Origin of the sequence: Amphibacillus sp. Q70, from assembly GCF_052055485.1 — a bacterium.
GTDB lineage: Bacteria > Bacillota > Bacilli > Bacillales > Amphibacillaceae > Amphibacillus.
Genome location: NZ_CP197171.1, coordinates 1,890,088 through 1,916,180, shown reverse-complemented (window position 1 = coordinate 1,916,180; position 26,093 = coordinate 1,890,088). Strand labels below are relative to the sequence as shown.

General features: G+C 34.9%; 13 protein-coding genes. 11 read left to right on the top strand and 2 right to left on the bottom strand.

What is annotated here, in order from left to right; all coding sequences use genetic code 11:
• The first annotated feature begins 50 nt into the window (after positions 1-50).
• The 3 genes from ACS127_RS08495 (at position 51) to nrdG (ending at position 3,440) form a co-directional block, all read left to right on the top strand.
• Complete coding sequence (locus ACS127_RS08495; RefSeq protein ID WP_440897987.1) at positions 51-857, top strand: hypothetical protein; 807 nt, start codon at positions 51-53, stop codon at positions 855-857.
• A gap of 238 nt (positions 858-1,095) precedes the next feature.
• A complete protein-coding gene (locus ACS127_RS08490; RefSeq protein ID WP_440898110.1) occupies positions 1,096-2,970 on the top strand; it encodes an anaerobic ribonucleoside triphosphate reductase in 1,875 nt (624 codons plus the stop codon).
• A 5-nt stretch (positions 2,971-2,975) separates the two neighbouring features.
• Positions 2,976-3,440 carry an anaerobic ribonucleoside-triphosphate reductase activating protein gene (gene nrdG / locus ACS127_RS08485; RefSeq protein WP_440898109.1) on the top strand — a complete coding sequence of 155 codons (465 nt, stop codon included), beginning with the start codon at positions 2,976-2,978 and terminating at the stop codon, positions 3,438-3,440.
• Positions 3,441-3,840: 400 nt separating this feature from the next.
• Here nrdG and ACS127_RS08480 read toward each other — a convergent pair whose 3' ends face one another.
• On the bottom strand, positions 3,841-3,969 hold the full coding sequence (locus ACS127_RS08480) for a hypothetical protein (protein ID WP_440897986.1): 129 nt from the start codon (positions 3,967-3,969) through the stop codon (positions 3,841-3,843).
• An 885-nt stretch (positions 3,970-4,854) separates the two neighbouring features.
• On the opposite strand from ACS127_RS08480, the gene ACS127_RS08475 reads away from it, so the two are divergent.
• The 8 genes from ACS127_RS08475 (at position 4,855) to ACS127_RS08440 (ending at position 24,670) form a co-directional block, all read left to right on the top strand.
• Complete coding sequence (locus ACS127_RS08475; protein WP_440897985.1) at positions 4,855-5,925, top strand: LCP family protein; 1,071 nt, start codon at positions 4,855-4,857, stop codon at positions 5,923-5,925.
• A 557-nt stretch (positions 5,926-6,482) separates the two neighbouring features.
• A complete protein-coding gene (locus tag ACS127_RS08470) occupies positions 6,483-8,069 on the top strand; it encodes an acylphosphatase (RefSeq protein WP_440897984.1) in 1,587 nt (528 codons plus the stop codon).
• A 26-nt stretch (positions 8,070-8,095) separates the two neighbouring features.
• On the top strand, positions 8,096-9,808 hold the full coding sequence (locus ACS127_RS08465) for an ATP-grasp domain-containing protein (protein WP_440897983.1): 1,713 nt from the start codon (positions 8,096-8,098) through the stop codon (positions 9,806-9,808).
• A 123-nt stretch (positions 9,809-9,931) separates the two neighbouring features.
• A complete protein-coding gene (locus tag ACS127_RS08460) occupies positions 9,932-12,079 on the top strand; it encodes a CapA family protein (protein WP_440897982.1) in 2,148 nt (715 codons plus the stop codon).
• A 79-nt stretch (positions 12,080-12,158) separates the two neighbouring features.
• Positions 12,159-14,315 carry a CapA family protein gene (locus tag ACS127_RS08455; protein WP_440897981.1) on the top strand — a complete coding sequence of 719 codons (2,157 nt, stop codon included), beginning with the start codon at positions 12,159-12,161 and terminating at the stop codon, positions 14,313-14,315.
• A gap of 320 nt (positions 14,316-14,635) precedes the next feature.
• On the top strand, positions 14,636-16,792 hold the full coding sequence (locus ACS127_RS08450) for a CapA family protein (protein ID WP_440897980.1): 2,157 nt from the start codon (positions 14,636-14,638) through the stop codon (positions 16,790-16,792).
• Positions 16,793-17,021: 229 nt separating this feature from the next.
• A complete protein-coding gene (locus ACS127_RS08445; protein WP_440897979.1) occupies positions 17,022-20,573 on the top strand; it encodes a peptidoglycan-binding protein in 3,552 nt (1,183 codons plus the stop codon).
• Between the two features lie 191 nt (positions 20,574-20,764).
• Positions 20,765-24,670: a peptidoglycan-binding protein gene (locus ACS127_RS08440; protein WP_440897978.1), complete on the top strand. Its 3,906-nt coding sequence runs from the start codon at positions 20,765-20,767 to the stop codon at positions 24,668-24,670.
• A gap of 82 nt (positions 24,671-24,752) precedes the next feature.
• On the opposite strand, the gene ACS127_RS08435 is transcribed toward ACS127_RS08440, so the two are convergent.
• A complete protein-coding gene (locus ACS127_RS08435) occupies positions 24,753-26,039 on the bottom strand; it encodes a cyanophycinase (protein WP_440897977.1) in 1,287 nt (428 codons plus the stop codon).
• Positions 26,040-26,093: the final 54 nt, after the last annotated feature.

Below are 26,093 nucleotides of genomic sequence, written 5' to 3'. Positions count from 1 at the left end.
TGTGATATTTTATACACTAAGAGGAGTATTAAAAAAGGAGCTGTTTTAAAATGAATTGTCCAGAATGTCAGGCCGTAAATGAACCTGATGCCAAGTTTTGTGTGAGCTGTGGAGTAGAATTAAACCCAGTTGTGGAGCAAGACCCTCCGCCGCCCGAAGATAATGAGCAAACTGAGAATGTAGCAGTCGACGAGGTTGAGGAAAGCTCGCAATCAGCTGAGCCAAATGAATTTATTGAAAAAACAAAAGAAATCAGCAAGAGCTATTGGGGCTTCCTGCCAAAAGCATTGAAATCACCTTTTGAAGCCAGTAAACAGGTGACAGATAGTAAAGAAGATTTAATAAATAGCCTGATTACAGTGGTTATCTTTGCTCTCTTTGTTCCATTATTTATGTATACTTCAGCTACCAGTATGTTTGGTGAGTGGCTGCGCCCACCCTTTTTTCAAACCGTTATTTTTCCGTTTTTTATTTTCATTCTTTTCCTTGGGGCCATGGTCGCCATTATCTTTGCTGTCGTACGCTTGATGAAAGCAGAAATCGACTTTTTATTGGTTTTCACCCGATTTGCAACATTACTGGTTGCGCCAACAAGCCTGGTTTTACTGTCAGTCATATTTAGCATTCTTAATGCGTATTTCTTTAGTTCCCTCTTGCTCTCATTGGCTCTTTTCCTCGCTTCTCTTGCGAGTATTGGAACGATTGTTTCGATTAAGGAAACACATAAAAAAGACGGCGGCATTGATTTAATCTATGTAATCATCATCAATTATCTTATACTGTTCCTTGTAATCATCCTACTGGGAGATGTTCTGCTCGGTGATCTGTTCAATGATTTCTCACGGTTCATGATGTAATATTTTATTGACACAAATTTGTCATAATTACGGAAAGTTTGATTTATAGAGGGTTTGATTGTTTTTTGGATTGGACAGTGACTTTTTCACCTATTCAGAAAAAAAACATTATGCTAAACTAGATTCTGACACAAGATGTTGTGTTGGAATCTTTTTATTTTCCCCATATCTTGTACTAACCTTATGATTACATATTTATGATAAATGATTAGGAGTGGATAAAATGCAAGTAACTACTATGACAAAGCAGTCAAGTGAAAAGTTAATGACAGCACTTGATGAAATTGTTCAGTCTAGTAATCAAGATCTAATTCAAGAAAATGCGAATGTGGACGGGCAGTCGCCGATGGGACAGATGTCTAAATTCGGTTCTGAGGCGGCGAAGCATTATGCGAAGACGAAGTTATTAAGTCCAGATGTCGTAGAAGCAATGAATGATAATTTTATTCATCCTCATGATTTAGACTTTATGGCAACAGGAACAACAACATGTGCACAAATTCCACTGGGTTCTATTTTAAAAGGTGGATTTAATACAGGTCATGGCTTTATGCGTGAGCCAGCAGATATCGTGAGCGCAATGGCGTTATCATCCATTATTTTTCAATCTAATCAAAACATGCAGCACGGCGGACAAAGCTATCCAAAGTTTGACTATGATCTTGCACCCTATGTGCGGAAATCTTATCTCAAACATAAGCGCCGTCTTGAGGGCTATCCAATCGAATGGGATCCTGAAACTTTAAAAGAAACAGCATGGCGTGAGGCTGATCGTGATGTTTTCCAAGCATGTGAGGCATTTGTTCACAACTGTAATTCCATGCATTCCCGTGGAGGTGGACAAGTTCCTTTCGTTTCTGTGAACTATGGAACAGATTCCTCACCTGAAGGACGTATGCTCGTGAAAAATCTACTCCTAGCAACGAAAGCTGGGTTAGGAAATGGGGAAACACCGATATTTCCGATTCAAATTTTCAAGATGAAAAAGGGAATCAACTTTGAACCTAACGAGCCAAACTATGATCTCTACCAGCTTGCGCTTGAAACAACAGCCAAGCGTTTGTTCCCTAACTTTAGCTTTATTGATTCAAGTGTCAATATTCAGCATTATGATGGCACACCTGAATCAGAAGTTTCTTATATGGGCTGCCGCACGCGTGTTATGGCAAATCGCCATGGTGATGATAATAGTATTCAGCGTGGAAATCTATCGTTTACATCCATTAATCTTGTTAAGATTGGCTTAGTTTCTCAAACGATCGATCAATTTTTTGATAAATTAGGTTACTATGTTGATCTTGTGATTAAACAATTGTTAGAACGATTTGAGTTCCAAATAAAGAAACAAGCACAGAATTTTTCATTCTTATATGGCCAAGGTGTTTGGAAAAATAGTGAAAATCTTGCACCAACTGATACATTAGAAGAGGTATTAAAGCAAGGAACATTAAGCGTTGGGTTTATCGGTCTGGCTGAAGCTTTAGTGGCATTGATTGGTGAGCACCATGGCGAATCAGAACGCGCCTATAAATTAGGTTATCAAATTATTGAATTTATGCGTGAGCGTGTCGACGAAGCTTGTGAGTTTTATGATTTGAATTTTTCATTAATTGCAACACCCGCTGAGGGCTTATCCGGCCGCTTCACTAAAGGAGACCGTGCTGAATTTGGTGAAATTCCAGGTGTTACTGAACGTGATTATTACACAAACTCATTCCACGTTCCCGTCTATTATCCCATTCGTGCCATTGAAAAGATTCGCATTGAAGGGGGCTTCCATGAATTATGTAATGGTGGTCATATTTCTTATATCGAGTGTGATGGCGATGTAACTAAAAATACGAAAGCTCTTGATACCATTGTCAAAGCGATGTCTGCAAGTGATTTCGGTTACGGTTCAATCAATCATCCTGTTGATCGTTGCGAATCTTGTGGTTATACCGGAATTATTAACCAAAGCTGTCCAAGCTGCGATAATGATGATGAAGAAAAGATTGAACGAATTCGTCGGATTACGGGTTATCTTGTTGGAGATATGAAAAAATGGAACACTGCTAAACGGGCTGAAGAAAGTCAACGTGTCAAACATCAACGCGTTTACGAGGGTAAGTGATATCTATGCGTGTGATGAATATTCTGCATGATTCCGTCGTTGATGGAGAAGGCATGCGAACCGTAATCTTTTTTGCTGGGTGTCCACATTTTTGCAAAGGATGCCACAACCCAGAAAGCTGGAACATTAGAAATGGTGTGGATATGACTGTTGATGAAATCATCGATGAAGTAATGAGTAATCCACTTTGTGATGTAACGTTATCTGGTGGTGACCCCTTTTTCCAAGCAAGTGAGGTAAAAGAAGTTGCCCGCCGTTTGCGGGAAAATGGGAAAAATATTTGGGCTTACACAGGCTATACGATTGAACAACTATTTGAGTTGGGCGGCGATCATGTCGAGCTCTTGCGTCAATGTGATGTACTAGTTGACGGCCCATTTATTCTAGCTGAGCGTGATTTGAGCTTAGATTTCCGCGGGAGTCGTAATCAACGAGTTATCCATTTGAATCAAATAAAAGAACTGGCGTAGACGTCAGTTCTTTTTTATTGGATGTATGGTGTTAATTTTCAATCTATAAATTGTATTTATTTTGCATTTTAAGAATATAAATTTTGATCCTGATTTAATCTAGGATGATTTAAGTTGCATGTGAATATTTAAAATTTATACGCGATATTCTGAATTTGCGCGTGAATTATAAATTCTGCGTGCGATCATAGATAAACAGGAAATTACCTGGGAAATATCATGTGTACCTAAGCCGAATGTCTCTTTTTATAATGAAAAAATTGGCATCAGCCAGTGCTAACCGTTTTTTTCATTGAAATTTGTTCAAGTCATATTGAGATGCTCTATTATTTGCAACGGTTGAAAGTTCTCGTTCAGTAAGTAATCGGTACATTGTATCGGGAGAGTCCACTAATACAAATTATCTCGCAGCTTTATTTGAAATCAATGGATTGAATAATATCGAATAGTCAATCAGTGCTTGAATATGTACATAATGCTCTTTCTTCTTGCACAATCGACCGTTCCACATTCCATAAATACGGTTCATGATCCTCCTTTTACATATTTTACATAAAAACCAATTCGATTAGACCTAGGATTAATGTAAAATTGATGTAAGACATTTTCTCTTTTATACAATATGTTTGTACTAAACGTTTCGCTAGTTGTTGAATCTTTTCCTTATTATTAAGAATTTAAAATAATGTCTTTTAGATAAAATCAGCAATAAATCGACAGTTTTATTTTAAATCACTTTAGTATATAATTATCGAGTAGAGCTTAAAACATACAAGAAGTATATTTATGGAAAAACAAGTTAAGATTGTTTAAAGACAAGAAAAAATTTAAGTTAAAGAGTCCATCTTGATTGGTGAGCGATTTTTTATTTTAAATAATTTTACCAATCATTTTAGTATTTGCTCCCTACCGATTTACACAGTTAATCAAGTGGTTAAGAGAATTAAATTTTGTTTTCCTTTTTTTGCTCCATTCATATCTAAAACTTTTTTAGGCAAACTAATTATAATATGAAGGAGTTATTAGTCAGATAGATCTTGACTCGTGATCGAGATGTTTCTCTGATTGAGTCACCCCATCATTTAGCTATCGCTATATTTATTTTCTGGCTGTCAGTTCAGCCATCGGTCCAATCAACTTTTATATTTATCCAATCATGCCTTGATATGGTTGTGTACAGATTTATGCCACGTTAAAACTGACAAAATAGTCGCAAAGGATAATTATAATTTACGAAATTTTTATTTTTATCTCTACATATTGTGACTTTTTTCGCTAGGCATACGACTAATAGTATAGTTCATTACATTATTGTTACATCCGTAAATTTCACCAAAAATCAATTTACCTTTTGTAACATTAATAGTACAATTATGTATAGTATTATTTATTTACTTATTTTAAGGGGATTAATATGAAAAAAGACAGTCAAATAAAATCACGGACAGTTAAACGCCGAGTGAAAAAAAAGCGTAGAAATAAGAAGTTATTATTTTTAATATTTGTACCGCTTTTACTATTAATAACAGCGACATCTGTTTATGCGTTTAATATCTGGAATAAAGCACAAACAGCTGTAGAGAACGCCTATGAAGATGATGGGCGTGAACGATCTGAGTTAAGAGATTATGATGTCGATCCTGGCGTCGACCATGTCTCCGTCTTATTTATTGGAGTAGATGAGAATGATCATCGTGATAATGCAGAAAGTGCACGATCAGATGCGTTAATTCTGGCTACCTTAAATAAAGATGAGAACAGTGTGAAATTATTAAGTATTCCGCGTGATTCATTAGTCTATATCCCATATGTTGATTATAATGATAAAATTACCCATGCTCATGCAATGGGAGGAGCATCAGCAACAATTGGGGCTGTAGAGAATTTTCTAAAAATACCTGTTGATTATTATGTTCGACTTAATTTTCATGCCTTTGTTGATGTCGTGGATGCATTAGGTGGCATTGAATTCGATGTTCCGTATGAATTTACTGAATCCAACTCTGATGATCAAAGAGATGCGATTCATTTGTATCCAGGTGATCAGGAAATCGATGGTGAAGAAGCTTTAGCTATTGCCCGAACAAGAAAGTTGGACAACGACTTTGAGCGTGGAAAACGTCAGCAGCAAATTATGGAATCCATTTTAGACAGAGCTGTTTCAATCGGTTCAATTAACAAGTTGGATAATGTGATTGAAGCCGTTGGTGATAATATGACCACTAACCTTTTATTTAATGATATGATGAGTTTCATTTCATACGGTATCTCAGGAAAGCTTGAACTTGAAATGCTTAACTTAGAAGGAACGGATCTTTGGACAGATTATTACTATTTTCAGCTTGATGAAGCACATTTAACTAAGACACAGCAAATTTTACAACATCACTTAGGATTAATTGATGAAAGTGAAATGACTTTTGATTTAAATGAAGATGAGGATGTAGAAGTAGTTGAAGAAGAAATAGATCAAGGATTTGAATAATTTCTCCCCCACTTAACAATAAAGTCATAATTGATTTATCTGCGGACAATCATCTCCCCCCTGCTTTTATAGAAGTTGGGGGGTTCTTTTGATTAAAATACAATTATCTTGCAGATTAAAGTATAAATTTAAATAGTTAAAAGTTATCTAAAAGCTTAAGATGACTGATTATTTTTTCTATAACACCGTCTGAATTAAATCTAGAAATCTATCGAAATATAGCACTAAATAAGGTATAATCTTTTTGATGAGGATATATGATATAAAAATTGGGATTTCCCTTCCTGCTTATTGTTTTTATCAAATTACAATTATGTTAAGGAGGTTCAAAAATTTTATAGATTGACTATAACAGGGTATGATAAGGACGTACATACACGAGATATAGTGACGTATTTTAGTAAGGGAAATGAAAAAAGGAACTATTTATCATTCGACAAATAATTTATAAGTTCGAATAAAAGCGAAATTCACCCACAATTAATCAACTGTCTTAGATATATTTTAAGAAAGAAAATAAATGAACGATTAATCAAAAATAACGGAGGTAATCACTTATGACTGAACCAGAATTTAGATGGATGCCACATCATGAAGGTGCCATCCCTCCTGCTGGCCAAGGAAAAAGAATAAGTACATATAACGTTGCATTAGAGGGCTGGCGAAGAGGCCTTCAATTAGATTTTTACAGTGTTATTGAAGAAGAAAGTAAATTAAAATTAAGATATTCTCTTAGTAACGGCGAACGGAAGCATCACTTTCAACTTTCGATGGGAGATAAAGTTACTCAAGAAGCTTTTGATATTTGCGACAATAAAGAATTAACCAAACAGTATTTAAAAAAATTAAATGTCCCTGTCCCCGGTGGGAAAATGTTTACTGATAAACATACAAAAAAAGAAATCGGTGACTATGCCGATGAAATAGGTTATCCAGTTGTGTTAAAACCAAAAGATGGTAACGCTGGGAAAGGTGTCTTCGCAAATATCCAACGCCGTAGTGATTTGCTCAATTTAGTCAGCCATGTCCAAGATGAATTAGGATTTAAAGATATTATTGTTGAAAGATTTGTCGAAGGTAATGAATATCGAATTGTGGTGATTGAAGATCGAGTGCTTGGAGCTATGATTCGCCGTCCCGCAAGTGTATTAGGAGATGGGGAACATACCATTTCAGAGTTGATTCACCAAAAGAATGAAATTCGTCGAATGAATCCTCACTTAACCAGTCGATTAATTAAAGTCGATCGTGAAATTGTAGATTTGCTTCATCGATCTGGCTATACGTTAAAAACCGTCCCTAAAGAAGGGGAACGTGTTTTCTTACGTTTTAAAAGTAATTTATCCGCGGGCGGCGATTCTATCGATACAACCGAGGATTTAACACCAGAAATTAAACAAATTGCGATTGATGCTGGTAAAGCCATTCCAGGCTTAGCACACTATGGTGTCGATATGATCGTTGACCATGAACGGAATACAGGTACGATTCTTGAAGTTAATGCACGCCCAGGTTTAGGTGGGCATATGTTTCCTATGGAAGGCCAAGCCAGAGATTTTGCCAAAGAGATCATTGATTATTATTTCCCGGAAACAAAAGATGCTCAGCGCTCACCACTTTTCTTTGACTTTGATGCCATTATTGAACCGATCATGAAACGCCAAGCTACCATTACTGAACTAAAAACAGCCCCTACCGGTCCATTTTATGGAAAGGAATTATATATTTCCGGTAAAGTCCAAAATGTTGGTTTTCAAGCATGGGCTCGTAGAGAAGCATTAGATAACGACTTACACGGTAATGTAGAAAATTTAAAAGATGGACGAGTTCGTATTCGAGTGATGAGTACAGATAAAGATGTATTAGAAACATTTAAAGCAGCTTGTTACTCAGGTCCCTATCGAGCAGAAGTAGAAGATATCGAAGAATATAACTGGGATAAGCCTATGAAGATAGGATTTGAAACAATTAGCCTAATGCAAAACTTATCTCTTAGAGAAGTAAAAGAACTAGCCAAAGAAAGAGAACGACTTGAAAAGGAAAGAGCAAGAGCAATAGAGAAATACGAAAACTTAATCAATCGACGGACTTGGAAATATACAGAGCCCTTAAGGAAAGTTGTTAAGAAAATCGTTACAAAATAATTTTTTATTTTATGGAGGCAGCTTATATGATACGTAAAGAACAATGGCTTGATCATTTAATGTACGCTACTCCTCTGGAGGGATACGGAAACAGAATGAGCATGTTCCTCATTTCTTTAGAAGCGTGGCGACGTGGTATTGATGTGAAGTTCTATACGATTGATAACCCGGAAAACAAATTATTAGTCCGTTATACCTTAAGTCATAATGACCGTTCAATCAGTTTTAGTTCATCACAATCTTATCAATTATCTGAAGAAGCATATGAAATTTGTCAAGACAAAGACTTAACTAAAAAGTATCTAAGCGCTCATAACATCCGAATTCCTAAAGGAGAAAAACTCTCAAAAGATACAGACTTAAATCAATTAGCACAGCTAGCAGCTGAATTAACATATCCAGTTGTTATGAAACCGATTAGCGAGAATGCCGGCAAAGGAGTTTTTTCAAATATCGTTGATGAAAAAATGCTATTTGACGTTTTTTCATACCTCACCAATGAACTTGAGTACGATGAGGTCATTCTTGAAGAGTTCATCGAGGGTGAAGAACATCGCCTCTTAACAGTTGGAGAAAAAGTTGTTGGGGTCGTAAAAAGAGTCCCTGCTAATATTATTGGAAACGGAAAAGACACCATTAAGAAATTAATCCAAGCCAAGAATAAGGCAAAGCAAGTTAACCCGGTGATTTATAAGAAAACAATTAATATTGATCGTGAAGTACAAACTCAACTCTCTAAAGCTGGCTATAAGTTGAATGATGTTTTAAAAGAGGGTGAACAAGTCTATTTAAGGTCAAAATCAAATATTTCTGCTGGTGGAGATCCTATTGACGTAATGGATGAAGTTGATCAATCCGTTATTGAAATGGGTGAAAAAGCAGCCCAAGCGATTCCTGGACTAGAAATTAGCGGCATTGATATGATTATTCATCCCGAGACACAGGAAAAAGCTATCATTGAAGTCAACACACGCCCAATGATTGGGTTGCATGTCTTCCCTGAAAAAGGAAAGCCTAGAGATGTTGTCAAGGATATTATTGATTTTTACTTTCCAGAGACAAAAGATATTGAACGTTCTAGACTCTATTTTGACTTTGGTAAGATAACTGGAAGCTTAGATCATGTCACAACAAAAGAAATAGAACTTCAAAGTATATCACCAGAGCCCTATTTTGCAAAGCGCTACCTGATTTTCACTGAAGAAAGTCATTATCAATTCCGTAGAGACATACGAAGAAACGCTTTGATAGAAAATTTATCTGGCTATGCTAAAGGTGCAGGAGCGAGCTTGACAGAAGTCATATTAGCCAACCCTGATGAAGCAAAGGTAAACTCATTCTTTGATACTCTTTGCCAAGATACAGATTATACGTTTACCATAAAGGAAGAAGAGATTTGGGAATACCCGGTAAATATTGGTTTTGTAACAGCAAAATATAGTGATAACATAACATTAGCTGCAAAACATATTCGAGATTCAAATGAAAAAGTAAAAAAACTAAATAGATCACATCAAGAGGAAATTGAACAACTAACAAAACAGTTAGATAAAGCAAAAAATGAAACATCACTTTATAAAAATGCTTTCTTAAAGCTTGAAAAACAGAAAAAAGAACTAAAAATAAAGCAGAAAAAGCAAAAGGCTACTATTAAAAGTCAGAAGCAAGAGATTGAAGAATTAAAAGAAGAACTAAACCGCAAATGGTACAGAAGATTAATAAAGTCAAAGAGATTGTGATTACCTCTCCTTTGCTCTATTCACTATGTTAAAATTACAACTAACTTAGAGCATTAATAGATTTGGAGAGAACACACACAATTTATAATAAAATAAGTTTCATTAATAAAGGAGAGATTTCAATTGAGCACAGGGAAAAAATATACATTATCTTTTGCTGGAGATACTAGTTTAGGTGAATGGTATCTAAGAAAACCTGGCAAAGAGAATTTAGTAAGTAGATTAGAGAAAGATCCTCTATCCTATTTTACAGGAGTAAAACCTTTAGTAGAAAAAAGTGATTATTTTATTCTAAACTTAGAAACAGTTTTAGAAGAAAATCCTGAACCAGTTTTAGAGGGGAAAGAATATCCTAACTATGACAATCCGGCTAGAACTCTAAAAGTTTTAAAAGATTTAGGTGTATCAGCAGTAGGCTTAGCTAATAATCATACAATGGATTTTGGAGAAAAAGTGTTGCATAAGACACTTAGTCGACTTAAAAAAGCAAAAATCGAAACCTTTGGAGCAGGTGAAAATTTAAAGGAAGCTGCTTCTCCACTTAAGATTACACTCGAAGGGAAAAAGGGAAATAAAAACATCTATATATTTACTGGTATGCGTGCAGGCAAACGTTACCGTGAATATGGTTTTTTTGCCGATGACAAAAAGCCAGGGGTAAATAACTTACCACAAAAGGGATTATCTAAACAAATTTCTAAACTCAGAAATAAAGATCCTGAATCGATTATCATCATCTATCCTCATTGGCAAGGACTAGATTATAAATGGGCTTCTAAGCATCAAAGAATTCAAAAAAGATGTAGGGCTTTTATAGATGCCGGAGCAAATTATATATTTGGACATGGAACACATATGTTAAATGATATTGAATACTACAATGGTGGGACAATTGCCTATTCAATTGGAAACTTTGTCTTCAACTCACTGGGGAGATATAAAAAGATGCAAGCTCCCCCGTATAGCTTAGTAGTGAATATGGAAGTTCAAGAAAGTGAAGACGGTACATGGACCGTGAAAAATAAGTTCTTCCCGATCATCACAGATAATAGAGCAACAGATTTTAACTTGAGACATATAAAAAATAGTGATATTGCTAATTTAAAAAAATACTTTCCTATCAGTGATTTTAAAAAGACTAAATTAGGCTTTTTATATTTCGTACCTTTTGGAAAGTCAAAAGAAGAAATAGCACATCTATTAGACGTTAATAGTAGGTCTGAAATAAGAAAAATAAAAGACAAAAAAACTTTTGATCATTACATTAACACTATAGAGGCTATGAACGGATTTTTAAATACTAAATTAAAGATGATTTACAATGGACTTAATAGAAGTAAATACATGGAAAAAAACGAGATTGATGCAATAACAAAGCTAAATTCTATCTTTGATAAAAAATATGTCTCCCATAAGTTACTAAAAAAATATGAGAGAAATCAATTAGAGCCTAAAAATATATTTTCATTCCGAGAAATTGTAATGCAAAAATCAAGACTAAGAAAAATGGGTTCACCAGAATACTCATGGAAATTAGATAATAAAGTGGATGCATATAAATTTGCTGATAAAGTAGGTTTTAGAAGGCCAAAAACAGATTCTAATGTTTATAAATTAGCACAAATCCCTAAAGTAGAAGAACCTATTGTTTTAAAACCAGTACGTTCAACTGGATCCAGAGGAGTGTATTTAGTATTTAATCAAAATAAAATATTATCTGTTTTTGACTCTCGATACTTAAATAGTTGGGAAGAAATGATTACAGATGCTAGGTCTAAATTAGGTAAAGATAATGTAATTAGAAGTGATAGATGGATGATAGAAGAACTAATTTTAGAAAGTAAAGATTCAGAAAAAGCAACGACTAATTTAAAATTCCATATTTTTTATGGCGAAATGTTATTTGTTCAAGAAGAATCTCCTGAACACTGGCATAAATATTGTTTCTGGGATGAAGATATGAATTTGGTTAAATTGGGTAAATATGAGAACCAATTCTATATGGGTAATGGTTTTAATAAAGTCGATTTAGAAAAAATTAAGGAATTCAGCTTAAAGATTCCTTCACCTTTTGTCCGAATTGATACTTTAATAGGGACTGACGGTTTAGTTTTAGGAGAGATAACACCAAGAGTAGGAAACTTCCATTCATTTAATGATGAATGGGATGAGAAATTAGGTAGAGCCTATTTAGAAGCTGAAGTGAGAATAAAAAGAGATTTATTAAAAGGAAAGAAATTTGACGAGTTTTTTGATGTATTCGAGGTATGATGTATAGATAATAGACTGAATTCCACCTTATAAAGTTGTTGTAAAAGTCCTAGAAATTAAGGAGTGAATAGATTCAAATATGAAGAAAACATATACAATCTCTTTTGCTGGAGATACAAGTTTAGGCGAGGGGTACCTCAGAAAACCCGGAAAGGAAGAATTGGTTGAAAGACTAGAGAATGATCCCCTGTCTTTTTTTGCAGGGGTCAAACCAATAATAGAAAATAGTGATTATCTTATATTAAATTTAGAAACAGTTTTAGAAAACAATCCAAAACCAGTCTTAGAAGGGAAAGAATATCCTAACTATGATAATCCCTCTAGAGCACTAGAAGTACTTGGGGACTTAGGGGTTTCCGCCGTAGGGCTCGCCAATAATCACACGATGGATTTTGGCAAGAAAATACTACTAAAAACACTTAAGCGGTTAAAAAAAGCTAAAATTGAAAGCTTTGGAGCAGGGAAAAATAAAAAACAAGCCTCCTCTCCGTTCAAGATATCATTAAAAGGAGAAAAGGGGAATAAAAACATCTATATATTCACTGGTATGCGGGCAGGGAAACGTTACCGTGAGTATGGTTTTTTTGCAGATGATAAAAAAGCAGGTGTAAATTCCTTATCACAAAAAGGACTAACCAGACAAATTTCTAAGCTTAGGGAAAATGAACCTGAGTCAATTATAATCGTCTATCCTCATTGGCAAGGTAGAGACTATAAATGGGCTTCAGATCATCCAAGAATTCAAATGATATCTAGAACTTTTATAGACGCAGGTGCAAACTATATATTTGGACATGGGACCCATATGTTGAATGATATTGAACAATATAATGGTGGTACGATTGTTTACTCGATTGGAAACTTTGTCTTTAACTCACCAGGTAGATATAAAACGTTGAATGCACCCCCTTATAGTTTGATAGTGAATATGGAAGTTCAAGAAGATCAAAATGGGACATGGACAGTAAAGAATAAATTCTACCCCATTGTTACGGATAATAAAATGACAAGTTATAATGTAAGAAAAATTAACTCAAAAGAAACTACTGATTTCCCATACGACTTTAACAAAGATGAGCTAGGTTTATTTATAGAGAATATAAAATATAATGATCTTAATGAAATGTTAGATATGATAACTGGAAAAAAGAAAATTAATCAACATAATTTAAAAGATATTCCTAGTATTGAGAAACAAATTTCAACTCTCAAAGAAGCCCAAGACCAAATATATACTAACTTGAATCATTATTATTACAAATTAACTAGAAATAAATTGATGAGGAGAAAAGAAGCGGATAATTTCCATTTATATGAGATGTTATCAGATACAATCAAAAAGGATTTTATAACCCATAATTTATACCATAAATTTAGTAGTAGAAAGTTAAATATAACCAATACAATTTCATTTCAAAATATTATTGTAGAGAATTCAGAAATAAAAAGGTTAGGAAATCCTTATTATGCACGGAAGCTTGATAAAAAATTAGTAGCATATCAATTTGCTGATAAAGTAGGTTTTAGACGACCTTATACAGATCCGAAAATTTATAAATTTTCGGAATTAAAGCCGCAAAAAGGACCAGTTGTTGTTAAACCAACAAGAGCTACAGGCTCTATGGGTGTCTATTTAATTTATAATGAAAATAGAATTTTGTCTGCAAAGGATGGAAAATTCTTAAATAGTTGGGATGAGCTTGTTAATGATGTTCATAATCAAATGCAAAAAGATAAAAATAGAGTAAGGAAATTTTTCACTAGAGATGAATGGATTATCGAAGAATTAATAGTAGACCCTGCTAATCCAGAATGTCCTACCGATTTAAAGTTTCATGTCTTTTATGGTGAAAATGTACTGGTGCAAGAAGTAATAAGAGACGGTAAAAATAAATATCAATTTTGGGATGCAGATAACAACAAAGTCTATACTGGAAAACTAGACAGAGAAGATCAAATTTATAAAAGTGCCAAAGGCTTTAATAAGAAAGATCTAGATGAGATTATTCGGTTTAGTTTAGAAATACCAGCTCCATTCATGAGAATTGATATGTTAAAAGGCGATAACGAGTTAGTCTTTGGCGAAGCGACTTACTATCCTGGTGGATTTGAAAATTTCAATCCAGAATGGGATAGAAAATTAGGAGAAGCCTACGTTAATGCCGAAGCAAGATTAAAAAGTGATTTATTAAATGGTAAGGATTTTAAACAATTTAAAAGTCTTTTCAAAGTTTAAAATACGTAATGGTTTTGTCATAAATTTGTGAAATTAATTTAAAATTATCTTTTTTAAAAATCAATTACTTAAAAAGCCCCGATATAGCCACAGTTTCTAAAAAGTCTATGGCTATATCGGGGTTCTTTTATTTATCTTTTTAAAAATGAAATCACATTATAAAATACTTGTTCCCCTCCCCCTCACCTTTGTTATAATCCACTTTGATGATAGGGATAGAAATTAAACAAAGCATGATTAATCAATTGATTCAAATTTTTTAGATCGGGAATAATATAGAAAAGAATTTATCGTTATTAAAAGGAGAGTTGACATTTAAAATGAATACATCATATACCTTAACTTTCGCAGGAGATACCAGTTTAGGCGACTGGTATCTAAAAAAGCCCGGTAAAGAACATTTATTAGACCGATTAAAAAAAGAACCCTTTTCCTATTTCACAGGAGTGAAGCCCTTAGTAGAAAATAGTGATTATCTTATATTAAATTTAGAAACAGTTTTAGAAGACGATCCAAAGCCAATATTAAAAGGCAAAGGATATCCTAACTATGACAACCCCAAAAGAACACTAAAGGCATTAAAAGACTTAGGTGCGACAGCAGTCAATCTAGCAAATAATCACACGATGGATTTTGGTGACAGAATTTTATTAAAAACACTCAAACGATTAAAAAAAGGGGAAATCCAAACTTTAGGTGCTGGAAAGAACAAGAAGGATGCTGCTACCCCACTGAAAATTGTACTTGAAGGCAAAAAAGGGAAAAAGAATATCTATATATTCACAGGTATGCAAGCTGGAAAGCAGTACCGAAAATACGGTTTCTTTGCAGAGGATAAAAAAACTGGCATCTATTCATTACCACGAAAGGGGCTCTCTAAACAAATTTCCAATCTTAGAGAAAAAGATCCTGAATCGATTATTATTGTCTATCCTCATTGGCAGGGTCACGACTATAAAAAGGTTTCAGATAGTCTAAGAATTAAAGAAAGATGTCGAGCCTTTATCGATGCTGGAGCAAATTATATCTTTGGACATGGCACACATATGATGGATGAGGTTGAACATTATAATGGTGGAACGATTGCCTACTCGATTGGAAACTTTGTCTTTAACTCACCAGGCAGATATAAAAAGTTACAAGCACCTCCTTATAGTCTAGTTGTAAACATGGACATTCAAGAGAATAAGGATGGAACATGGACAATAAATAATAAATTCTACCCTATTATGACAGACAATCAATTAACCGATTTTAATGTTCAAAAAATTGATATAAATGAAGTGAAAAATTTCGCTTATGAGGTTGAAAAAGATCAACGTGGTTTATTTATTAAAGACACAGTAGATCAATCGGTTAATGATATGTTAGAGACAATGATTGGAAAAAAACCAATTAGTCAGCTAAATTTTAATGATATCGATAGTATTGAAAATCAAATAATAGCACTAAAAAAAGCGCAAGAACAAATCTATAATAACCTAAATAATTATTATTCAAAATTAACGAAACACAAATTAATGAAAAATCTAGAAAAAAATAATTTTCATTTATACGAACGATTAGCCGACACGATTAAGCAAGATTTTGTAACATATGGCATGTATCGTAAATTTGGCAAAAGAAAATTAAATATCACGGATTCAATTTCATTTCAAAATATTATCGTCCAGAATGGAGAAAGTAAAAGATTAGGAAATCCTTACTATGCACAAATGCTTGATAAAAAAATAACCGCTTATGAGTTTGCTGATAAAGTTGGATTCAGACGACCATATACAGATCCTAAAATTTATAAGTTTTCAGAATTAGAACCTCAAAAAGGGCCCGTTGTTGTTAAACCTACAAGTGCCACAGGGGCGATGGGTGTCTATTTAATTTATTCAGATAATTATATATTATCTGCAAGAGAGGGGAAAGTTATAAATAGTTGGAACGAGCTTGTAAATGATGTAAAAATGAAAAAAGAACAAGATAAAGATAGAGTAAGGAAATACTTCAAAAAGGATGCTTGGATGGTTGAGGAATTAATCGTAGATCCCAATAGTCCAAAATATCCTACTGATTTAAAATTTTATACTTTCTATGGTGAAGTTATGCTCATATTAGAAATCAATAGAAACGGTGAAGATCGATACCAATTTTGGAATGCAGATCATGAAAAGATGGTGACTGGGGCATTTGATCAAGAACATCAGATCTTACATGATGCCAAAGGATTCAATAAAAAAGATTTAGATAAGATTATTCGGTTTAGTTTAGAAATACCCGCCCCCTTTATGAGAATTGATATGATACAAGGTGATAATGAATTGGTTTTTGGCGAGGCAACATACTATCCTGGTGGCTTTCACACTTATAATGCTGAATGGGATAGAAAATTAGGCGAAGCTTATATCAATGCAGAAGCAAGATTAAAAAGTGATTTATTAAATGGGAAAGAATTCAATCACTTCAAAAGCCTATTTAAAGTATAAAGCTAAAGCTTTAACATAAACATAATTCCCCCCTTCTTTAGTATCAAAATTTCATAAAATTAAATTTTACAACTTTCGACTATCCAAATATAAACGGATAGTCGAATCTTTTTTATATTGTGACAAAACCATATATATTTCGGGTTTAATCTATTATTCTCTTGAAAAAAACACTCAAAAACCTGATAATGTTATTGGAGTTAATTATTATCAAGGAGGTGAAACTAAAGTGAGGAAATTTAGTGTATTAATGATCACTTTGCTCTTCTTACTCTACTTTAGTCCACAGATAACAGAGGCCAAAGAGATTGAAGAGACTGCAGAAAAGGAAATAGAAGAAACAGAACAGGTTGATTTTGATGAAGAAGATTATGAAAGTTCAGATGTTGTTACATCAAAGGAAGATGAAGTATCAAAAAGTTTAGAGCATAACAGTACAGAAGATTCTTCTGATGAGAATAACATAGACACTGATCAAGATGAATCTAACATACAAAGTAGTAACTCAAATGATGCTATTACTGAAGATGAAGAATCAAATGAGAGAGTTATAGAGTTAAGAAACAAATTAAGTACTCTCGGCTTTCCTACAACCGATCAGCCTGAAGATCATTATGGGGAACATACAGAACAAACTGTTACAGACTTTCAAAATTACTATGGTCTTGAAAGCTCAAGTGAAATTGAAACAATTCTAGATCAATTAAACTCCATATTAAATACCCCCTTCAAACAAGGTGGAAAAGATGATAAGGTCATTGAATTAAAGGAAAACCTTGTGGCATTAGGCTTTGGTGAGTTTGTATTTAATATAAATTATGGTTCGAAAACTGCGGAAGTTGTAGAAGCATTCCAAGAATATTATGGATTAAAAGTTAATGGCATTGCAGATGACCCTACTTGGGATAAACTCACATCGATCTTAGATACACCTCTTAGACGTGGTGGGCGTGATGAATCTGTCACCCAGTTAAAAAGAGATCTAGTGACATTAGGCTTTGGGGACTTTAACTTTAATCAAACCTATGGTTCCACCACTGAAGCAACAGTAAAAGAATTTCAAATCTTTTATGATCTAAAAGCCCATGGTGTTGTGGACTCTTTTACTCAGGATAAAATGGATGAGTTATTAGACAATCCGATGCAACGTGGTGATTATCGTAAAGACGTGGTCACTTTAAAGGAAAAACTAGCTAAACTAGGGTTCATTGTTTCAAGTAATCCAACCCCTCAGTATGGGTCTGCGACCGAACGTAACGTAAGAGAGTTTCAAGAGTATTATGGTTTAAAAGATGTAACAGGAACTGCGGATTCGCAAACTTTAGAAAAGTTAGATGAGCTTGTATCAACCCCCTTACAGCGTGGTGGACGTCATGAGGATGTTATCCAGTTAAAAGAAGATCTCGTCGCATTAGGATTTGGCTCTTTCAACTTTAATCAAAGCTATGGTTCTACCACTGAAGCAACGGTGAAGGAATTTCAAGAATACTATGGCTTAAGAGTTAATGGTATGGCAGATGAACGTACGTTAGATAAACTAGATTCAATTTTAGATACACCCCTTAAACGTGGTGGACGTGATGAATCTGTCACCCAGTTAAAAAGAAATCTAGTGACATTAGGCTTTGGGAACTTTAACTTTAATCAAACCTATGGTTCCACAACTGAAGCAACAGTAAAAGAATTTCAAACCTTTTATGATCTAAAAGCCCATGGTGTGGTAGATCACTTTACTCAAGATAAGCTGGATGAATTATTAAATAATCCGATGCAACGTGGGGATTATCGTAAAGATGTAATCATGATGAAGGAAAAGCTTGCTAAATTAGGCTTTGTTGTTTCAAGTAATCCAACCCCTCAGTATGGGCCTGCAACCGAGCGTAATGTAAGAGAATTTCAAGAATATTTTGGTCTAGAAGACGTGACGGGAATTGCAGACTCGGATACTTTAGAAAAACTGGATGAGATCTTATCTACCCCCTTACAGCGTGGCGGACGTCATGAGGATGTTATCCAGTTAAAAGAAGATCTCGTCGCATTAGGATTTGGCTCTTTCAACTTTAATCAAAGCTATGGTTCTACCACTGAAGCAACGGTGAAGGAATTTCAAACATACTATGGATTACGAGTCAATGGTATTGCAGATGAACGTACGTTAGCAGAATTAGAGAATGTACTTAATAGTCCTTTAAGACAAGGGCAAGTGCATGACGATGTTATTGAATTAAAGGAAAATCTAGTGACACTAGGATTTGGTAAATTTAATTTCAATAGAAACTATGGTTCAACTACAGCGGCGACGGTAAGAAAATTTCAAGCCTTTTATGAACTAAGGGAAAATGGTATTGTTGATGGTCCTACTCAAGCAATGCTCGATAAGTTAATTAGTACACCTATGCAACGCGGGGATTATCGTAAAGATGTAATCATGATGAAGGAAAAACTTGCTGAATTAGGATTTGTCATCTCAAGTAATCCAACCCCTCAGTATGGACCTGCAACCGAGCGTAATGTAAGAGAATTTCAAGAATATTTTGGTCTAGAAGACGTGACGGGAATTGCAGACTCGGATACTTTAGAAAAACTGGATGAGATCTTATCTACCCCCTTACAGCGTGGTGGACGTCATGAGGATGTTATCCAGTTAAAAGAAGATCTCGTCGCATTAGGATTTGGCTCTTTCAACTTTAATCAAAGCTATGGTTCTACCACTGAAGCTACTGTGGAAGAATTCCAAGCATACTATGGATTGCGAGTCAATGGTATCGCGGACCCTCGTACCTTAGATGAAATACAAAAGGTGCTAAATAGTCCCCTTAGGGAAGGACAAGTACATGATGATGTTGTCAAACTTAAACAAGATTTAGACAAGTTAGGCTTTGGTAACTTTAACTTTAATCGAAACTACTTCTCCACGACTGCCAAGGTAGTCGGAGAGTTTCAGGAATACTATGGGCTAAAAGTCAACCAAATTGCAGATCAGCCTACCCTGAATAAAATTCAAGAGGTACTAAATAGTCCATTAAGAAGAGGTCAAAGGAATAAAGATGTTATCAAGCTTAAAGAAGATTTATCTGCATTAGGCTTTGGTAATTTTAACTTTAATAATAACTTTGGTTCAACAACAGAAAGTGTAGTCATGGAATTTCAAGAGACTTATGGGCTTGTGGTTAACGGGATTGCTGATGAAGTCACTTTAAGGAAATTACAAGAAGAAATTAATAAGAATGCTGTGAAAATATTCTTGGATCCGGGACACGGTGGAAATGATCCTGGTGGAGTCGGTTATGGACTTCGAGAAAAAGATGTCGTCCTTGATATTGCTTTAAAAACAGCTGAGATATTAACCACTCAATATATAGGTGTCGATGTTCGGTTATCCAGAACTAGTGATAAATTTATTGAACTAGAAGATAGAGCTAAAATGGCAAATAGTTGGAGTGCGGATTACTTTGTAAGCTTCCATTCTAATGCTCATAATGGATCAGCTAATGGTTTTGAATCGTTTATCTTTAATGGTAGCGTTTCTGCTGAAACAAAGGAAAGACAAAGAGACATTCATAACTATCTGATTGATAAAATTGACGTAAATAACAGAGGAATGAAACAAGCAAACTTTAGTGTTTTACGTAATACAACTATGCCTGCATTATTACTAGAATATTTGTTTATCGATAATGCTGAGGAAAATGCTCTATTAAAAGATGCAAATTATCGTGATTGGCTTGGTCAAATAACAGCAGAAGCTATCGCCCAATCCTTTGATCTAAAAAAAAGATAAAGCCTTAAGTTATGTATTGTCTTTAAATAAAATATTGAAATTATTAAGGTGCTTTCCCTTAAAAGAAAGCATCTTTTTGTTTTAAAAATTTGTAAATTAAATAGTTATAGTTACAAATAACCTTGAACTATAGCATTATTTGTCCGATAATAGAATAGCAAAACAACAAACATTAAGGAGGTGAAACTAGAGTGAAAAAAATTACCGTACTAGTTATTTCTCTATTCTTTCTACTTCACTTTAGTCCACAAACATTAAATGCAAATGAGAGTGAAGAGTCTACGGAAAAAGTAGTTAAAGAGACAGAACAAATTGATTCTGAAGAAGAGACTTCTGACCCCTCAGATGAAGAGCTATCAGAAAAAGAGGGTGAAACTAATCTTGAAGCAGAAAAGAGTATTAAAGCTTCTACAGCTGATCTAGATGAGAGTAATTCAGATGTTAATGATAATCAGACTGACATAGAAAGTGATAGCCCAGTAGATGTATTAGTTGAAGATGAAAAATCAAATGAGAGAGTTATAGAGTTAAGAAACAAATTAAGTATTCTCGGCTTTCCTACAACCGATCAGCCTGAAGATCATTATGGGGAACATACAGAACAGACTGTTACAGACTTTCAAAATTACTATGGTCTTGAAAGCTCAAGTGAAATTGAAACAATTCTAGATCAATTAAACTCCATATTAAATACCCCCTTCAAACAAGGTGGAAAAGATGATAAGGTCATTGAATTAAAGGAAAACCTTGTGGCATTAGGCTTTGGTGAGTTTGTATTTAATATAAATTATGGTTCGAAAACTGCGGAAGTTGTAGAAGCATTCCAAGAATATTATGGATTAAAAGTTAATGGTATTGCAGATGACCCTACTTGGGATAAACTCACATCGATCTTAGATACACCTCTTAGACGTGGTGGGCGTGATGAATCTGTCACCCAGTTAAAAAGAGATCTAGTGACATTAGGCTTTGGGAACTTTAACTTTAATCAAACCTATGGTTCCACAACTGAAGCAACAGTAAAAGAATTTCAAACTTTTTATGATCTAAAAGCCCATGGTGTGGTAGACTCTTTTACTCAGGATAAAATGGATGAGTTATTAGACAATCCGATGCAACGTGGGGATTATCGTAAAGACGTGGTCACTTTAAAGGAAAAACTAGCTAAACTAGGGTTCATTGTTTCAAGCAATCCAACCCCTCAGTATGGACCTGCGACCGAGCGTAATGTAAGAGAGTTTCAAGAATATTTTGGTCTAGAAGACGTGACGGGAATTGCAGACTCGGATACTTTAGAAAAACTGGATGAGATCTTATCTACCCCCTTACAGCGTGGCGGACGTCATGAGGATGTTATCCAGTTAAAAGAAGATCTCGTCGCATTAGGATTTGGCTCTTTCAACTTTAATCAAAGCTATGGATCTACCACTGAAGCAACGGTGAAGGAATTTCAAGAATACTATGGCTTAAGAGTCAATGGTATTGCAGATCCTCGTACCTTAGATGAAATACAAAAGGTACTAAATAGCCCTCTTAGAGAAGGTCAAGTACATGAAGATGTTGTCCAGCTAAAACAAGACCTAGTAACTTTAGGTTTTGGAGATTTTAATTTCAATCAAAACTATTTTTCAGGAACTGCTGCAACGGTTGAAGAATTTCAAACCTTTTATGAACTAAGAGTAAATGGCATTGTAGATAGCCGTACTCGAGAAAAGCTAGATGAATTATTAGACAATCCGATGCAACGTGGTGATTATCGTAAAGACGTGGTCACTTTAAAGGAAAAACTAGCTAAACTAGGGTTCGTTGTTTCAAGTAATCCAACCCCTCAGTATGGGCCTGCGACCGAACGTAACGTAAGAGAGTTTCAAGAGTATTATGGTTTAAAAGATGTAACAGGAACTGCGGATTCGCAAACTTTAGAAAAGTTAGATGAGCTTGTATCAACCCCCTTACAGCGTGGTGGACGTCATGAGGATGTTATCCAGTTAAAAGAAGATCTCGTCGCATTAGGATTTGGCTCTTTCAACTTTAATCAAAGCTATGGTTCTACCACTGAAGCAACGGTGAAGGAATTTCAAGAATACTATGGCTTAAGAGTTAATGGTATGGCAGATGAACGTACGTTAGATAAACTAGATTCAATTTTAGATACACCCCTTAAACGTGGTGGACGTGATGAATCTGTCACCCAGTTAAAAAGAAATCTAGTGACATTAGGCTTTGGGAACTTTAACTTTAATCAAACCTATGGTTCCACAACTGAAGCAACAGTAAAAGAATTTCAAACCTTTTATGATCTAAAAGCCCATGGTGTGGTAGATCACTTTACTCAAGATAAGCTGGATGAATTATTAAATAATCCGATGCAACGTGGGGATTATCGTAAAGATGTAATCATGATGAAGGAAAAGCTTGCTAAATTAGGCTTTGTTGTTTCAAGTAATCCAACTCCACAGTATGGACCTGCGACCGAACGTAATGTGAGAGAATTTCAAGAGTATTATGGTCTAAAAGATGTAACGGGAATTGCAGACTCGAATACTTTAGAAAAGCTGGATGAACTCTTATCCACCCCATTACAGCGTGGCGGACGTCATGAGGATGTTATCCAGTTAAAAAAAGATCTCGTCGCATTAGGATTTGGCTCTTTCAACTTTAATCAAAGCTATGGATCTACCACCGAAGCTACTGTGGAAGAATTCCAAGCATACTATGGATTGCGAGTCAATGGTATGGCAGACCCTCGTACCTTAGATGAAATACAAAAAGTGCTAAATAGTCCCCTTAGGGAAGGACAAATACATGATGATGTTGTCAAACTTAAACAAGATTTAGACAAGTTAGGCTTTGGTAACTTTAACTTTAATCGGAACTATTTTTTCACGACTGCCAGGGTAGTCGGAGAGTTTCAGGAATACTATGGGTTAAAAGTCAACCAAATTGCAGATCAGCCTACCTTGAATAAAATTCAAGAGGTACTAAACAGTCCATTAAGAAGAGGTCAAAGGAATAAAGATGTTATCAAGCTTAAAGAAGATCTAGCTGCATTAGGCTTTGGTAATTTTAACTTTAATAATAACTTTGGTTCAACAACAGAAAGTGTAGTCATGGAATTTCAGGAGACTTATGACCTTGTGGTTAACGGGATTGCTGATGAAGTCACTTTAGCAAAAATCAAAGAACTCTTAAAGCCAATAAGTTACACAAGATACAACCTAACATTAGCCGAAGCACTTAATATTCAAATGAGAGTAAGACCACAAACAGATCAAAACTATGCCTATGTGTCGGCCAATTATGTTGATAGTAATGGTAGAGTAACGGTATCTTCAACAGGTAGCTTAAATGTTAGAAGTGGGCCGAGAACAGCGAGTGACAACATAGTCGGGCAGTATACACGAGGGGATACAGTAAAAATTATTAGCAAAATAAACGATTGGTATCAAATTGAATACTCAGGTGCAGGATGGGTAGACGCTGCTCGTGCTGATGTCGCATATTATTTAGATCCTTCTAACTTTATAAATAATAATCAGCAAAAGTTTCAATTCTTAGATTTATCCAGACCAAGTGGAGCTACTCAATCAGATTTAAGTAGTTTCCTTAAGGGAAAAGGGATTCTTAATGGCATGGGGCAAGCATTTATTGATGCTGGAAGAATCCATGGAGTTAATGATGTATATTTACTGTCACACGCTCTTTTAGAAACCGGACATGGGACTTCAAAATTAGCAACAGGTGTTAAAGTCAATGGTAAGACAGTTTATAATATGTATGGTATTGGAGCTAAGGATCATTGTGCAGTAGAGTGTGGATCACAAAGAGCATATGATGAAGGTTGGTTTACCCCTGAGGCGGCAATTATTGGTGGTGCAAAATTTATCGGTCAAAATTATGTAAATGCCGGTCAAAATACACTATATAAAATGCGTTGGAACCCTGCAGCAATGGCTGCTAATAAATCTGCTTCACATCAATATGCTACAGATATCGGCTGGGCTTCAAAACAATTACGAGTACTTTCTATGTATGATTTATATCGTGATATAGGTGTAACTACATTTTTCTTTGATGTACCAGAATACTTAAAGTAAGAAAGAAAATTTAGATCTACTAGTCTAGTTCTCTTTTGAGAACTAGACTAGTTTTTTTATTTTAGTAAAAACTTATATTTCCTTAATCTACTAAGTGTATACCTATTTGCAAGCCAGTATAAGAAATAGTTCGTTTATCATTTTCGTCAACAAAATAAGCTTGGGTTTTCTCAGTCTGACCGAAAACGACCTCATATTGATTTTTTTTAGTGCGTGGGTACCCATAAGCAGTATTCAATCCATATGTATTTACAAGGTTCAGTGCTGTGTTAATAAATTCTCTTTTCACACCTTTACGAGAGCTAAATATATCTTTAGATGAGCTTAAATTGCCTCTATATTTTTCCTTATTATGAATATTTATTTTATCAGAATGAAAAATCACACGATCTGTTTTTGGTATATACTGATCACCTTCAGTCAAATAAGTAGATTGAACATTCTTAATCGACCATAATCCCTTATTATTTTTATTTGCTACAGCTTTACTCAAGTCAAGTATCTGTACACCATTTTGACCAATCACTTCCATTTTTGCGCGTGGTCTGTTTACTGCTGTAACAACAAGGGCAGTAGTTTCATCTAAACCAAATACCTTATCAATTCTTGTATCGGAAGCTAAACGAATAGACCGTCCTTCACGGCCACGTTCTGAAAAATGTGAATCTACAATTCCATAGTCAAAAAAACCAAGCCCCCCTCTTCTAATGTATGTTAGAGTAGGAGAACCAGGTTGATAACCTTCCTGAGCTCCTTCAACAATAGCATGATCACTTTTACCGCGTGTAATCATAATTTCCGAAGGCTGAACCGCTGCTCCTGCTGAAGACCCAGCAATCATCGCCTCTCCTGATTCGAATCGAACTCGAATTGCCTCTAACACTGCACTATCAACCTGTTCTCCTTGATCGTTTTCCCGATAAAAAGATTCTGTATATTGATTTTGTTTACCTCCGCCAAAAAAGAAGCCACTGAACTCACCTTCAACAATGCGCTGAGCCCACCTTTTATCATCTGCTACTTCTAAATTCGCCAAGTCAATGGGAATCCACTCAGCATTAATACCATATTGATTGAAGAGTTCGATGTGAGTATCGGCAACTGTTTTACTATTCTTGGCATTTGGATCATTACAGCCTCCTTCTGTCGACTCTCCCCTCTTTTGACAGTCCCAATCATATGGGTTACTAGCGGCAGTAATTACACCAATCTTTCCTTTTTTTCCTCCAGCTAATTCAGCCATCCTTTTATATATGGTCTGTGCATGTTCACCAGTTCCTAATTTCCCTCCAATTAGAACTAAGCTACTACTCTGTTTTGGATTTACTGCTGATCTTATTGCACCAAAAAAACCTTTGAAAGTAAACATTACTTCAACCTCTCTCATCATAATAAATTAATGTTTCAGTACGTTTTCCCGCAA

Coding starts and splice junctions, on each gene's coding strand:
- ACS127_RS08495 (WP_440897987.1), top strand. CDS start 51: ATGAATTGTCCAGAATGTCAGGCCGTAAATGAACCTGATGCCAAGTTT.
- ACS127_RS08490 (WP_440898110.1), top strand. CDS start 1,096: ATGACAAAGCAGTCAAGTGAAAAGTTAATGACAGCACTTGATGAAATT.
- nrdG (WP_440898109.1), top strand. CDS start 2,976: ATGCGTGTGATGAATATTCTGCATGATTCCGTCGTTGATGGAGAAGGC.
- ACS127_RS08480 (WP_440897986.1), bottom strand. CDS start 3,969: ATGAACCGTATTTATGGAATGTGGAACGGTCGATTGTGCAAGAAGAAA.
- ACS127_RS08475 (WP_440897985.1), top strand. CDS start 4,855: ATGAAAAAAGACAGTCAAATAAAATCACGGACAGTTAAACGCCGAGTG.
- ACS127_RS08470 (WP_440897984.1), top strand. CDS start 6,483: ATGACTGAACCAGAATTTAGATGGATGCCACATCATGAAGGTGCCATC.
- ACS127_RS08465 (WP_440897983.1), top strand. CDS start 8,096: ATGATACGTAAAGAACAATGGCTTGATCATTTAATGTACGCTACTCCT.
- ACS127_RS08455 (WP_440897981.1), top strand. CDS start 12,159: ATGAAGAAAACATATACAATCTCTTTTGCTGGAGATACAAGTTTAGGC.
- ACS127_RS08450 (WP_440897980.1), top strand. CDS start 14,636: ATGAATACATCATATACCTTAACTTTCGCAGGAGATACCAGTTTAGGC.
- ACS127_RS08435 (WP_440897977.1), bottom strand. CDS start 26,039: ATGTTTACTTTCAAAGGTTTTTTTGGTGCAATAAGATCAGCAGTAAAT.